Source organism: Streptomyces phaeochromogenes (genome assembly GCF_001418655.1).
GTDB lineage: Bacteria > Actinomycetota > Actinomycetes > Streptomycetales > Streptomycetaceae > Streptomyces > Streptomyces phaeochromogenes.
Genome location: NZ_LIQZ01000463.1, coordinates 1 through 11,803 on the forward strand (window position 1 = coordinate 1; position 11,803 = coordinate 11,803).

Annotated in this window: 14 protein-coding genes, 6 tRNA genes and 1 pseudogene; 10 read left to right on the forward strand and 11 right to left on the reverse strand. The window is 70.6% G+C overall.

Going from position 1 to position 11,803, the window contains the following annotated elements:
- Positions 1-1,034 precede the first annotated feature (1,034 nt).
- Both AOK17_RS42845 and AOK17_RS42850 read right to left on the reverse strand, forming a co-directional pair.
- A tRNA-Val gene (locus AOK17_RS42845) sits at positions 1,035-1,106 on the reverse strand.
- A 69-nt stretch (positions 1,107-1,175) separates the two neighbouring features.
- Positions 1,176-1,610 (reverse strand): TIGR02611 family protein, encoded by a 435-nt coding sequence (locus AOK17_RS42850; protein WP_055618066.1) that lies wholly within the window; start codon positions 1,608-1,610, stop codon positions 1,176-1,178.
- A gap of 191 nt (positions 1,611-1,801) precedes the next feature.
- Between AOK17_RS42850 and AOK17_RS42855 the strand changes: the two genes are divergently transcribed.
- Together AOK17_RS42855 and AOK17_RS42860 are read left to right on the forward strand one after the other, a co-directional pair.
- Positions 1,802-2,215 carry an SsgA family sporulation/cell division regulator gene (locus AOK17_RS42855; RefSeq protein ID WP_003959770.1) on the forward strand — a complete coding sequence of 138 codons (414 nt, stop codon included), beginning with the start codon at positions 1,802-1,804 and terminating at the stop codon, positions 2,213-2,215.
- A gap of 285 nt (positions 2,216-2,500) precedes the next feature.
- On the forward strand, positions 2,501-3,058 hold the full coding sequence (locus AOK17_RS42860; protein ID WP_055618067.1) for a CGNR zinc finger domain-containing protein: 558 nt from the start codon (positions 2,501-2,503) through the stop codon (positions 3,056-3,058).
- A 41-nt stretch (positions 3,059-3,099) separates the two neighbouring features.
- Here AOK17_RS42860 and AOK17_RS51455 read toward each other — a convergent pair whose 3' ends face one another.
- The gene (locus tag AOK17_RS51455; RefSeq protein WP_169802000.1) at positions 3,100-3,252 is read right to left on the reverse strand and encodes a hypothetical protein; all 153 of its coding nucleotides are present in this window, start codon (positions 3,250-3,252) and stop codon (positions 3,100-3,102) included.
- Between the two features lie 209 nt (positions 3,253-3,461).
- Positions 3,462-3,911: a hypothetical protein gene (locus AOK17_RS42865; protein WP_055618068.1), complete on the reverse strand. Its 450-nt coding sequence runs from the start codon at positions 3,909-3,911 to the stop codon at positions 3,462-3,464.
- 258 nt (positions 3,912-4,169) lie between these two features.
- Between AOK17_RS42865 and AOK17_RS42870 the strand changes: the two genes are divergently transcribed.
- On the forward strand, positions 4,170-4,694 hold the full coding sequence (locus tag AOK17_RS42870) for a DsbA family protein (RefSeq protein ID WP_055618069.1): 525 nt from the start codon (positions 4,170-4,172) through the stop codon (positions 4,692-4,694).
- 37 nt (positions 4,695-4,731) lie between these two features.
- Here the strand turns inward: AOK17_RS42870 and AOK17_RS42875 are convergent, their stop codons facing one another.
- From AOK17_RS42875 to AOK17_RS42885, 3 genes are read right to left on the reverse strand one after another with little or no spacing between them, the layout of a single operon-like run.
- Positions 4,732-5,556 carry a GNAT family N-acetyltransferase gene (locus tag AOK17_RS42875; protein ID WP_055618070.1) on the reverse strand — a complete coding sequence of 275 codons (825 nt, stop codon included), beginning with the start codon at positions 5,554-5,556 and terminating at the stop codon, positions 4,732-4,734.
- A 58-nt stretch (positions 5,557-5,614) separates the two neighbouring features.
- The gene (locus AOK17_RS42880; RefSeq protein ID WP_055618071.1) at positions 5,615-6,436 is read right to left on the reverse strand and encodes an aminotransferase class IV; all 822 of its coding nucleotides are present in this window, start codon (positions 6,434-6,436) and stop codon (positions 5,615-5,617) included.
- On the reverse strand, positions 6,433-7,488 hold the full coding sequence (locus AOK17_RS42885; protein ID WP_055618072.1) for a chorismate-binding protein: 1,056 nt from the start codon (positions 7,486-7,488) through the stop codon (positions 6,433-6,435). Before AOK17_RS42885 ends, AOK17_RS42880 begins: the two co-directional genes overlap by 4 nt.
- 156 nt (positions 7,489-7,644) lie before the next feature.
- Between AOK17_RS42885 and AOK17_RS42890 the strand changes: the two genes are divergently transcribed.
- The 5 genes from AOK17_RS42890 (at position 7,645) to AOK17_RS42910 (ending at position 8,115) form a co-directional block, all read left to right on the forward strand.
- Positions 7,645-7,717, forward strand: a tRNA-Gly gene (locus tag AOK17_RS42890).
- A gap of 39 nt (positions 7,718-7,756) precedes the next feature.
- Positions 7,757-7,830: transfer RNA gene (locus AOK17_RS42895), tRNA-Cys, on the forward strand.
- A gap of 1 nt (position 7,831) precedes the next feature.
- Positions 7,832-7,903 (forward strand) — tRNA-Val (locus AOK17_RS42900).
- A 36-nt stretch (positions 7,904-7,939) separates the two neighbouring features.
- Positions 7,940-8,011: transfer RNA gene (locus tag AOK17_RS42905), tRNA-Val, on the forward strand.
- A gap of 29 nt (positions 8,012-8,040) precedes the next feature.
- Positions 8,041-8,115 (forward strand) — tRNA-Val (locus tag AOK17_RS42910).
- Positions 8,116-8,171: 56 nt separating this feature from the next.
- Here AOK17_RS42910 and AOK17_RS42915 read toward each other — a convergent pair.
- The 4 genes from AOK17_RS42915 to AOK17_RS42930 form a co-directional block, all read right to left on the reverse strand.
- Positions 8,172-8,495: a TFIIB-type zinc ribbon-containing protein gene (locus AOK17_RS42915; protein ID WP_055618073.1), complete on the reverse strand. Its 324-nt coding sequence runs from the start codon at positions 8,493-8,495 to the stop codon at positions 8,172-8,174.
- 74 nt (positions 8,496-8,569) lie between these two features.
- Entirely contained in the window at positions 8,570-9,529 is a 960-nt protein-coding gene (locus AOK17_RS42920; protein WP_055618074.1) for a phosphotransferase family protein, read from the reverse strand.
- Positions 9,530-9,725: 196 nt separating this feature from the next.
- A complete protein-coding gene (locus tag AOK17_RS42925) occupies positions 9,726-9,935 on the reverse strand; it encodes a hypothetical protein (RefSeq protein WP_055618075.1) in 210 nt (69 codons plus the stop codon).
- A 259-nt stretch (positions 9,936-10,194) separates the two neighbouring features.
- Entirely contained in the window at positions 10,195-10,461 is a 267-nt protein-coding gene (locus tag AOK17_RS42930) for a hypothetical protein (protein WP_055511046.1), read from the reverse strand.
- A gap of 196 nt (positions 10,462-10,657) precedes the next feature.
- Between AOK17_RS42930 and AOK17_RS52945 the strand changes: the two genes are divergently transcribed.
- The coding region (locus AOK17_RS52945; protein WP_245697727.1) for a protein kinase domain-containing protein at positions 10,658-11,088 on the forward strand (431 nt) is incomplete at its 3' end.
- Between the two features lie 2 nt (positions 11,089-11,090).
- Positions 11,091-11,803 (forward strand): annotated as a pseudogene (locus AOK17_RS52950) (serine/threonine-protein kinase); the annotation flags it as partial.

The window sequence follows — 11,803 nt, forward strand, 5'->3', positions numbered from 1 at the left end:
GCTTGAGGTAGTGCGCCGGGGTGGGATTCGCGGCGGCTGGGGCGTGGGAAGCGTGGTCTGGCGCGTACTGCTCCTCTAGGAGCCCTGGACAGGCATCCGCTTAGGGGGACCTCGGCCGGGTGTCCGATCCACGGGAAGCATGACCGGGCGTCCACTGAGAGAGGCTCAGGCTCAGCACCCGCTCCAGGAAAACGCAGGCTGGCGCCCTCATCGGGAAGCCCGGGGTACTGCGCCCACTTCACGAAGCCTCGCCTGCGTGCCCTCTCCAGGAGGCCTGAGCTCAGCACCCACTCCGGGAAGCCCACAGGCTCCGCGTCCGCTCCTCAGAATCACAGCCTGGCGCCCACCCCCTGAAGCCCGCGGTACAGCGCCAACTCCACGAAACCTCACCCGCGCACCCCCTCCAGGAGACCCGAGCCCAGCACCCACCCTGGAGGCGCACACCTCAACGCCCACTCCACGAAACCGCAGGTGAGCGCCCTCCCAGCGAGGCGCGGACTCAGCGCCACTCCCTGACGCCCTCACCTGGAAGTCCAAGCCCGGCGGCCACTCCGTGGATCACGGCCAGGCGCCCGCTGCGGGAAGCCCGGGGCCGGTATCACTCCGCGAAGGTTCAGCTGGGCGTCTCCGTGAAGCCCGGGTTCAGCGCCGCTCTGCGAAGCTGCGGCCGGGTGCTCTCAGCGGGAAGGCCGGGGCCGGCGTTCGCTTCGCGGAATGTCGGTCGGCGGGCGCCGTCGCCGAGCGGCCCGGGTCCAGCGTCGCTTCGCGGAATCGCGGTCGGGCGTCTTCCTCACCGAGGCCCCGGTCCGTGCCCGCCAACGGCGGAACCTGGCACGCTTCCGACCCGGCGAATCCACGCCAATGTTCGCCCCCGGGAAGCAACGGGCAACGCCCATCAGAACGCTCGCTCCGGGCGGCCATTGACCGAGGGGCGGCGGAGCGAGTGGCCCCACAACGTGTCGTAATCGCGTGGTGAAACGGCGATTGGCGGCCGGGTCCACGTGCTCTGTGGACCCGGCCGCCAATCGATACGGTGGGCGATACTGGGATCGAACCAGTGACCTCTTCGGTGTGAACGAAGCGCTCTCCCGCTGAGCTAATCGCCCGGGCGCACGGAGAAGATTACCCCATGTCAGGGGGTGCCTCCGACCGCCTCTGAAGGATGCGGAGGGCTGCTACTCCTTGATCTTCCACGGCATCTCGAAGCCGAACTTCCAGACGTAGATCCCGACCAGCACCGCGATGATCACCAGCCCGACGGACGTCAGGATGATGTTGCGGCGCCGCACCTTGGGATCGAGCGCTTTCTGTGTCGCCTCGGTGACCTTGCGCTTCGTCCAGCGGAGCACCAGCTGGGCCCAGACGAACTCGGTCGCCCAGATCGCCATGCCGCCGAAGATCACCAGCCACCCCGGTCCGGGCAGCGGCAGCATGATCACCCCGGCCACGACGACCGCGAGGCCCACGATGAACACGCCCACCTGCCAGCTCAGGTGCAGCGCCCGTCGTGCCTTGATGAATTCCGGCGCACGGGATCCGAGCGCCGGCTCGCTCTTCGTTCCTTCGGCCGCCGCGACGGCCTCCCCCGTTTCGTCACTCCCCGTATTCATACGGCCAAACCCTACCCGACGGAAACCGGTCACCGGAATGGTGGTACTCCGCGAACGAGCACTCGGCCGGATGAGGTACCTAAAGACACGCAAAACACTCAGAGGGGTTTACAACGGCACCGTAGGTGGCATGTCGATTTCGCCGACGTGCGAATCCCCGAGCGCACACTGAGCGAAAGGCCCTGGCGCTTATGAACACCACGGTCAGCTGCGAGCTGCACCTGCGCCTCGTTGTGTCGAGCGAGTCCTCACTGCCTGTTCCCGCAGGACTGCGGTATGACACGGCCGATCCCTACGCCGTGCACGCCACCTTCCACACCGGAGCCGAAGAGACCGTCGAGTGGGTGTTCGCCCGCGACCTTCTGGCCGAGGGCCTGCACCGGCCCACCGGCACCGGCGACGTCCGCGTCTGGCCGTCGCGCAGCCACGGTCAGGGCGTCGTGTGCATCGCCCTGAGCTCTCCGGAGGGAGAGGCCCTGCTCGAGGCCCCGGCGAGGGCCCTGGAGTCGTTCCTGAAGCGAACAGACGCCGCCGTGCCCCCTGGCACGGAACACCGGCACTTCGATCTCGACACGGAGCTCTCGCACATCCTGGCCGAAAGCTAGGACGAGACTCCGCACCAAGCCGCCCGGCGCCGTCCACTCGGGGAGACGGCTCGGGCTCAGACAACTGCATATGGCGCATGCACAGGCGCCGCCACCATGGATGTTCATGGTGGCGGCGCCTGTGCATGCGCCCGCGCATACGCCTGCGGCGGTCCCCCGCGAATGTCGCCCGCCCACACCCAAGAGCTGTCCGCCGAGCCCGAGCCCGTCCCCCGGGCCCGTAAGCGACTAGCATCGGCCAGCATCGACGGGCGGCTGCCCGACCCCCAGGCCAGGGAGCGAAATGTGCTGATCACCCACGACACCCGGTGCGCCCTCGACGCCGTGGTAGATCTGGTGAACACCGCACCGGAGGACGACACGGCGGACGGGCTCGCGAACCTCCCAGCCCTGCACGATTTCGTACGAAACCACGACATCAGCGATGTCGGCACCCTGTCCGAGCTCGATCTGTCGGCGGTCCGCAAGATCCGCGGGCGTTTCGCCGGGATCTTCGCGGCCTCGGATCCCCGGGCCGCCGCCACGCTCATCAACGAGCTGGTCGCCGCCGCGGGCACCACTCCGCGCCTCACGGATCACGACGGCTACGACTGGCATGTGCACTACTTCGCACCGGGCGCGTCCGTCGCCGACCATCTCGCCGCCGACGGTGGCATGGCCCTGGCGTTCTTCGTAGTGGCCGGCGAACAGGAGCGGCTGCGCCGCTGTGAGGCACCGGACTGCAGGCGCGCCTTCGTCGACCTCTCCCGCAACCGGTCCCGCCGCTACTGCGACAGCCGCACCTGCGGAAACCGTCTGCATGTGGCCGCCTACCGGGCGCGTCGCAAGGAGGCGGCGGGCTGACGGAGTCCTCGGCGGGTGGCGCCAGGGACTCCGCGTACGGCTCAGAGCAGCAGCAGATCGTGCAGCGAAGCCATGAGCAGCAGACAGCCGATCACCGCAAGGAAGATCATCAGCGGTGGCTGAGAAAGCGCGAAGAGACAACCCCGCGGCTCCTCGGAAGGAGCAGCGGTGTCGCTCTGTGTTGTGTCCAGCATCTCGCGGCGATGATGACGCAGCGGACTGGCCCTACGCGATCAACACGCCCGGATTATGGGGGAGTTAGCCGAAATCCGTGACACAGCGGTCCACGATCTGGGATAGGTGCCTGCCCAACGCGAGCAATCGCGAGCACTCACTGCATCGCCCGCATCACTGTGTCGTTTCAGAGCGTCATACGCCGTGCCGCGTCATACGCCGTGCCGCTTCATATGCCGTGCTTCTTCAGGATGGCCTCGATGTCGCTGAAGTCCTCCCCCTGCTCGGCCTTGCGGGGCTTCGCGGCGGGGCGGGTCGCCTGGCGGGTGGCCGGTGCCGCGCCGAGCGAGGGCGCCGAGGCCGCGGGAGCCACCGCCTCGCGCTGTGCGGCCCGGGCGGCCTTGCGTTCCTTGCGTGTCCCGCCGGTGCGCCGCTCCACGGCTCGCGAGGTCATGAACAGCAGCCAGGCCCCGCCGAGCACTCCGAAGCCCGCCCAGGCCATCGGGCTGAAGGCGGTCTCCGCCGCCCATTCGACGGCCCCGGTCATCACCAGACCGAGGGGGACCAGCGAGTACGCGGTGAGGCGGACCGCCATGAGGAAACGCTTGCGGTACGCGGTGACCGCGGCGATGCCCAGGCCGGCCGCGGCGACAGCGGAACAGACGGTCTCGGCAATCATCCGGTCCTCCAGACATGGCTGGGGCGAGCAGGGTCAGATTCGTCCCTTCCATCCTGCACCGCCCGCTGCCCGGTATGCCATGGTCCGGGCAGACCTCAGGGACATCTCCGGGTCGGGTCCTCCTCAGGGCCCGGTCCCCGTACGCGATCAGGAGTGGTTCGGGGTTCGCTCAGGGGCGAAGGGTCACGGTGACAGTAGGTCCCCGTGGCGGAAGGTCCCGGTTGGGCCGCGGAAGCCTCGGCTGGGAGACTGGGACCCATGAGCGACTCCTCCCCCGCACGCCCCGCCGCCCCCGTCCTGGACGTCTGGTGCGAGCTGCAGTGCCCGGACTGCCGTAGCGCCCTCGACGACCTGCGCGCGCTGCGCGCCCGCTACGGCGACCGGCTGGAGCTGCGGCTGCGGCACTTCCCGCTGGAGAAGCACAAGCACGCCTTCGCCGCCGCCCAGGCCGCCGAGGAGGCCGCGGAACAGGGGCAGGCCTGGCCGTACGTCGAGGCGGTGCTCGGGCGCGTACAGGAGCTGGACCGTAAGGGAGAACCCTTCCTGGTCGAGGTGGCCGGGGAACTCGGCCTGGACGCCGAGGAGTTCGACACCGCCCTCATCGACGGCCGGCACATCCTGATCGTCGACGCCGACCAGGCCGAGGGCAAGGCCATCGGCGTGACCGGCACCCCGACGTACGTCATCGACGGCGAGCGGCTCGACGGCGGCAAGAGCCAGGAGGGGCTGCGCGAGCGCGTCGAGGAGATCGTGGACCGGCTGCTGACCGAGCAGAAGGCCTGACCACCGCGCCCGCGCCCCCCTACAGGCACACGTACGGCTACAGCAGGTTCTTGTAGAAGTGGTAGGTCGTCGTCTCGTAGCCGAGTGACTCGTAGAGCCGCTCGGCCGGGGCGTTCCCGTCGAAGACGTTCAGGCGGATGCCGGGGCGTCCGGCGGCGACGGTCTGCGTCTCCGCCAGGAGCATCAGCGAACGGCCGTGGCCCCGGCCCCGATAGCGCTCGTCGGCCTCGACCTCGTAGACGAACGACCAGCCGTCGCGCGTGCCCAGCCACAGCACGCCGACCGGCGTCCCCTCGTGTTCCAGGACGCTGAAGTCCATGCCCGCGCTGCTGATCCCGTCCGGCAGCGAAGTGGCGTGGTCCCGCTCGGACTTGGCGCGGGCCTCGGCCTCGGGCACTCCGCGGGTGATCCAGTCCTTGACGTACTCCTCCTTCGCCCGCTCCTCCCACGGCCCGAACTCGGCCTCCGTCATGGGGCGTCCCTGGCTGCCGACGGGCAGCTCGGGCGGTGTGGCGCCGAGCCGCTTCTCCATGTGGCGGTTGCGCAGTACGTAGCCGAGGGCCGTGGTCAGCCGCAGTGCGGCCGTGGCCGTGGCGGGCACGGACGCCTCGATCCGCGTACAGCCCCAGCCGCGCGCCACCTCCTCCGCGGCGAGCGCGGCCACGGTGCCGCGGCCACGTCCGCGGTCCGGTTCGTCGATGCCCAGGTCATGGATCCGGGCGACGGACGGCCCGGAGAGGGAGTTCGCGGCGAGGTGTATCCCGCCGACGGGACGGCTGTTCACGCACACCGTGTAGTGCCGTGACAACGCCCCGTCGGCGTCGCGCTGAAGCGGCTCGGTCGGCCGCAGGGTCGTGGTCATCAGGGGTGTTGTACCCGTCCGCGAGGCCTACGTCATCCGGTTAAGTGCGCGGGTCCTGTCAGGGATCGAGGTCGTCGCCCGCCCGCTCGTCGAAGATCCGCATCGCCTTGGCCGTCACCGGGCCCGGCGCGCCCGGCAGTTCACGGCCGTCGGCCCGGTGCACGCCCTGCACATCGCGCAGCGACGAGGTCAGGAAGATCTCGTCGGCCCGCTCCAGGACGTCCAGCGGCAGGTCGGTCTCCCGGGCGCCCGTCCACTCGACGGTGAGGGCCCGGGTGATGCCGGCGAGGCAGCCGGAGGCCACCGGCGGGGTGTGGATCTCGCCGTCCAGGACGACGAAGACGTTCGAGCCCGTTCCCTCGCAGAGCTGCCCGACCGTGTTCGCGAACAGCGCCTCGGACGCGCCCTGTTCGCGCGCGCGGGCGAGGGCGACGACGTTCTCGGCGTACGAGGTCGTCTTGAGGCCCGTCAGCGTGCCGCGCTCGTTGCGGGTCCACGGCACGGTGATCACAGCGGTCGAGTCGGGACGCCGGGTGGCCTCGCCGAGGGCGACGACCAGGGTCGGTCCGTGCTCCCCGCGGTCGGAGCCGAGCGGGCCGTGGCCCCCGGTGTACGTGATCCGCAGTCGGCCGAGCGGCATCGGGTTGGCCTCCAGGACGGCCGCGCAGGCCCGGCGCACCTCGTCGTGGTCGGGCTCGGGCAGCCCGAGGCCGAGCGCCGAGCGCGACAGCCGGTCGAGGTGGCGGGTGAGCGCGAACGGACGGCCGTCCACCGCCTTCGCGGTCTCGAAGACGCCGTCGCCCACGGTCAGCCCGTGGTCGAAGACGGAGACACGGGCCGACTCGCTGTCCTGCAGCCGGCCGTCGAGCCAGAGCTTCACCTGTGGGTCCCTTCACTTGCGTCGTACGCCCCTGGGTACACCCCCGACGCTACAGCGAGCAGTCGCGAGGCTTTCAGTTCGGTCTCCTCCCACTCCCGGTCGGGGTCCGAACCCCAGGTGATGCCCGCGCCGGAACCGAAGCGCAGCACGCCCTCCGCCCGGTCGATCCAGAAGGTGCGGATGCCGACGGCCAGTTCTCCGGTGCCGCGGTCCGCGTCGACCCAGCCGATGCCGCCGCAGTACGGGCCCCGTGGCGCGGTCTCCAGGGCCTCGATGATCCGCAGGGCGCTGGACTTCGGCGCACCGGTCACCGAGCCGGGCGGGAAGGCCGCGGCCAGCAGTTCGGGCCAGCCGACGCCCTCGCGCAGTTCGCCGCGGACGGTGGAGACGAGGTGGACGAGCCCCGGGTGCTTCTCGACGACGCACAGGTCGGGCACGGTCACGCTGCCGGTGGCGCACACCCTGCCCAGGTCGTTGCGCACCAGGTCCACGATCATCACGTTCTCGGCGCGGTCCTTCTCCAGCAGGTCCGCCTCGGTCCGCCCGGTGCCCTTGATCGGGCCCGACTCGACCACAGTCCCGCTGACCCGGAGGAAGAGCTCGGGAGACGCGGTCGCTATCTCCACGTCGTGGCCGGGCAGGCGAATCGTTCCGGCATACGGCGCCGGGTTGCCGCGCGCCAGCAGAGCGGTCAGCGCGTCCACGTCGGCGCCGGGCTCGACGGGCGCGGACAGGACCCGGCAGAGGTTCGCCTGGTACACGTCGCCGGCCGCGATGTGCTCCCGGATGCGCCGGACACCGGCCGTGTACGCGGCGCGGTCGAGCGACGACGTCCAGTCACCGACCGCCGGGCCTCGCCACTCCCCCGGCACCGGCGCGGGGACGGGCTCCCGCCGTACGTCCGCGAAACGGGCACAGACCAGTCGCCCCTCGAAGTCGGCGCTGACGGCCCAGAAGCCACTGGAGTCCAGGGCCGCCGGGTCGCCGGTGACGTCGAGGAGACCGGTCGCGACGATGTTGCCGAAACGGGCGAGAGCTGGGAGGTCGTGCACGGCTGTGAGTCTATGGCGGGTGACCCGTGGGTGCCCTGGCCGTGTCCTGGAGCGGGCGTAGCGCAGCACGCTGCACAAACGCGTTTTTGTGCTGGCCCCGGAATCCGCTAGAGTTCAACACGTCGCCGGGACGCTCACGCGAACCGGAAACGACAAGCGGACGTAGCTCAGTTGGTAGAGCGCAACCTTGCCAAGGTTGAGGTCGCCAGTTCGAACCTGGTCGTCCGCTCGCAGGAAGTGGGGGATCTTCCCGAACCCCCGCACTCCTGGTGGAGTGGCCGAGAGGCGAGGCAACGGCCTGCAAAGCCGTCTACACGGGTTCAAATCCCGTCTCCACCTCCAAGGACGATTAGCTCAGCGGGAGAGCGCTTCCCTGACACGGAAGAGGTCACTGGTTCAATCCCAGTATCGTCCACTGGATCTTCCGGTACGTTCGGCGAGATCCGATCCCGCGCGATTAGCTCAGCGGGAGAGCGCTTCCCTGACACGGAAGAGGTCACTGGTTCAATCCCAGTATCGCGCACGCACTACGCACCACAGCAGGTCCCACCTGCGCGATTAGCTCAGCGGGAGAGCGCTTCCCTGACACGGAAGAGGTCACTGGTTCAATCCCAGTATCGCGCACCAGCCGAAGCCCCCGGCCGTCTCGTACGGTCGGGGGCTTCGTCGTTCCTCCGGGTCCGTCAGGAGGAGAAGAGCATGTGGCCGAAGCTCTTGTGACGCTTGTTGTGGCCGTAGTGACCGCCATGGCCGCCGTGACCGCCGTGCGGGGCGCCCCAGGCGGGTGCGGGGGCTGCGGGGTACGCCTGCGGGGCGCCCGCGGACGGGTACGCCTGCGGGACACCGGGGGGCGGCGGCGCGGGCTGCGAGTACTGGCCCTCCAGGCGGGACAGCGACTCCAGCTCGCCGTAGTCGAGAAATATCCCGCGGCAGCCGCTGCACTGCTCGATCTGGACGCCATTGCGGTTGTACGTGTGCATCGGCGCGTGACACTTCGGACACTGCATGCTCGGCTCAACTCCTCGCCGGTCGGTACTGCTTCCGCCAGGACAGACTCCGCCCGGCTTCGGTCGGTTGCACCCTACGTCGCGTATTCTCCCGCCAACTCCGGCGGGTGTGCGGCCATTCGGCCACAAGCGTCGATGACGGACGTTTCCACCTCGTCCAACGGGCGCTCCGCCGCGACCGACTTGGCGATCGCCAGGGCCGCGGTCTGCACGGTCAGGGCGCGGGCCGGGACGTCGAGGGCCGGCCAGGGGTCGCTGTCCGCGGGGACGGCCGGACCGCCGGCCTTCTGGTACGCGGTGAGGAAGCGGGCCCACTCGTCGGGCGGCAGCAGTCCGCAGGCGAACCAGGCCGCCGGGCGGGCCAGATCCCACGCGGGCTCGCCCAGGCCCAGGTCGTCGATGTCGATGAGCAGCCAGTCGCCGTCCCGGCCCTCGGTGAGGGTCCGCACCAGCTGGCCCAGGTGGAGGTCACCGTGGCACAGCGTGCGCGCGTACGGCATCGGGGCCTCGTCCCTCGCCCAGGCGGGCAGGACGGCCCAGGCCCGCAGGACCGGATCGGCCGCCGGGTGCGGGCCCGCCGCGTGGAGGCGGGCGACGGCACGGGCCGCCTTGACCGGGCCGCGCATGACCGGGATGCCGGGCGGGAGTACGGACCGCGGCGTCCGGTGGAGCCGCGCGAGGAGGGTGGCCGCAGCCTCCCAGGGGGCGGCGTCGGGGTCGTCCCGGTCCACGGGACTGCCGTACGGCCAGAAGGTCACCGGGCGGCCGTGCGACTCGACCGCGCCCGGCCTCAGCGGGGGCAGGAGGATGCCGTCGAGCCGGGGGTGTGCCGCGACCGCCATCCGTGCCGCGAGCTCACCGGGGTCGGTGTCGGCGGCGTGCGCCTTCGCCACGGTGCCGGCGTGCCGGACGACGGTGCCGTCGGGCCGGTCGGCCAGCACGGAGGTCTCCGTACCGCAGACACAGGCATCCGCCGCCGGATGGACGACGGCCCGCACCTTCGCCCTGAGCGCGGACAGTACGTCTGCGGTCACTCGGGCCCCCTGAGTTTCTACGTCCCGGTCGGGTCCTGCGCCGACGGATCCTTCCGGGAGCGTACGCAAGCAAAGCAATGCGGGCGCAGCTCCCCAGCTGCGCCCGCATTTTTGCCGTCCGCCGCACCCCCGTCCCCACGGGGTTTCATGGCCGGATGTCCCCGCCCGGACCGCTCTTCCGGGCCTGGGGCGCCGCTCAGCGCCCCAGCATCACGCCCACGGACGACGCCTGTGTGACCACTGCTTCCCAGCCGCCGAAGACGACTACGAGCAGGGTGGCCAGAGGGAGGACCATGGCCGTCGCCACCAGCGGGTGGCGTCGGCCGGACCGGCTGGAACCGAACGCGGCGCTGTACGCCTTGCGTCCCTGCGTGCGGATCATGGTCCGCGATGCTGTGTCCGCCATGGTCCCTCTCCTGACCGTTCTGTTGAGATCTCTTGGATCAGATCTGTTGGTCGAGATCTGTCGGTCGAGATCTGTTGAAAGCTTCTGCTGTCTGGCAGCGGCGGGTGTCTGACCTCGGGGGACGAGTGCTGCACCCGCCGCTTGACAACAAATCTAGGCGTGGAAGGCGTGCGGGTCGTCATGCCCTCGTACCTATTACCGGGCCTCCCCGAGGATGACCGGTGACCTGCGGACTACTCCCCTGGGTGGAGAAGGAGTCCTAGGTCTCAGGGGTTTCCCGGAGGGGACGCCCGGTCTGTTCCGAGCTGTCCTCCCTCGGGACCGGCTGCTCGACCAGGGCGAGCACCCTGGTGGCCATGAAGCGGGCCGTACGGACGACTGATCCGCTGCGGGTGACTTCGCTCACTTCGACCACCCCCCTGCGGACCGCTGTCTCCACCCGGCGGCCTGCCCGGCTCGCCACCACCTCGTACGTACGCGTCGTGTCCCCGGCGTCGACCACTATCTCCACGCGATCACCCTTCACGGGTCCAATCCCCCTTCTGCGACGGATGGTTGGGGATCCGCGCAGCTCAACGCCGCCCGGCTCCCCCGTCCCCTGACCACCTTTCAAGTTTCCCACCCGGCACTGACAATCGATCGGGACGTGAGGGCGCGGCCTCTGCGCGCACCCGGCCGCGTATACGTAAGCTGTGGCTCGTCAAACGGACCGGGCAGCGGGGATGGACATGGCGATGATGCGCCTGAGGCGCGAGGACCCGCGTGTCGTCGGCTCGTTCAGGCTTCACCGACGGCTCGGCGCGGGCGGGATGGGCGTTGTCTATCTGGGCTCCGACCGGCGTGGCCAGCGGGTCGCGCTGAAGGTGATCCGGCCGGACCTGGCGGAGGATCAGGAGTTCCGGTCGCGGTTCGCGCGCGAGGTGTCGGCGGCGCGGCGGATCCGGGGCGGCTGCACCGCGCGCCTGGTCGCCGCGGATCTGGAAGCCGACCGGCCCTGGTTCGCGACGCAGTACGTGCCGGGCCCCTCACTGCACGACAAGGTCAACGACGAGGGCCCGCTCCGCGCGGCCGAGGTCGCGGCCGTCGGCGCCGCCCTCTCCGAGGGGCTCGTCGCCGTGCACGAGGCCGGTGTCGTCCACCGCGACCTGAAGCCNNGAGCAGGTGCGGGGCGCGGCGGTCACGCCGGCCACGGACGTGTTCGCCCTGGGGGCCACGCTGGCCTACGCGGCGACGCAGGACTCGCCCTTCGGGCACGGCAGTTCCGAAGTGATGCTCTACAGAGTCGTGCACGAGGAGGCGCAGCTGCACGGGGTGCCGGACGCGCTGGCCCCTCTCGTACGCGCCTGTCTGGCGAAGGACCCCGAGGAGCGGCCCAGCACGCTGCAGTTGTCGCTGCGGCTGAAGGAGATCGCGGCCCGGGAGGCGCAGGGTATGGGCGATGCCCGGCCGCCCGCGCCCCGTACCGCCGAGGCCGACCGGCCGACCGGGCGGCTCACCGAGAGCTACCCGGAGCAGCGCACCCAGCGGCGTACGCAGGGCACGTCCTCGCCTCGCGGGAACGGCAGCCCTTCGCGGTCGGGGTCCCGTCCGGTGCCTCCGCGGTCCGGTACGGGGAGTCGGCCCGGCTCGTCCCGCAGTGGGGCGGGACGTCCGGGGCCGCGGACCACCGGGACCGGGCGGCGGCCCGCCAATCCGCGGTTGTTGCGGCAGCGGCTGTTCGTGTTTGTGGTGGTTACGTTGCTCGTGGCCTTGGGGATCGCGGCGGCGCAGGGGTGCCAGGGGCCCGCCCGGGGGCTTGGGCATGAGGGCTCTGGCGGGGATGTGCGGCAGGAGCAGGCGTACGAGCAGGGCGGGGTTCGTTCGGGCGG

What these genes read in the sequence shown, in the direction of transcription:
- AOK17_RS42850 (WP_055618066.1), bottom strand. Translation starts at nt 1,610, where the DNA reads ATGAATACGGGGAGTGACGAAACGGGGGAGGCCGTCGCGGCGGCCGAA.
- AOK17_RS42855 (WP_003959770.1), top strand. Translation starts at nt 1,802, where the DNA reads ATGAACACCACGGTCAGCTGCGAGCTGCACCTGCGCCTCGTTGTGTCG.
- AOK17_RS51455 (WP_169802000.1), bottom strand. Translation starts at nt 3,252, where the DNA reads ATGCTGGACACAACACAGAGCGACACCGCTGCTCCTTCCGAGGAGCCG.
- AOK17_RS42865 (WP_055618068.1), bottom strand. Translation starts at nt 3,911, where the DNA reads ATGATTGCCGAGACCGTCTGTTCCGCTGTCGCCGCGGCCGGCCTGGGC.
- AOK17_RS42870 (WP_055618069.1), top strand. Translation starts at nt 4,170, where the DNA reads ATGAGCGACTCCTCCCCCGCACGCCCCGCCGCCCCCGTCCTGGACGTC.
- AOK17_RS42875 (WP_055618070.1), bottom strand. Translation starts at nt 5,556, where the DNA reads ATGACCACGACCCTGCGGCCGACCGAGCCGCTTCAGCGCGACGCCGAC.
- AOK17_RS42915 (WP_055618073.1), bottom strand. Translation starts at nt 8,495, where the DNA reads ATGCAGTGTCCGAAGTGTCACGCGCCGATGCACACGTACAACCGCAAT.
- AOK17_RS42925 (WP_055618075.1), bottom strand. Translation starts at nt 9,935, where the DNA reads ATGGCGGACACAGCATCGCGGACCATGATCCGCACGCAGGGACGCAAG.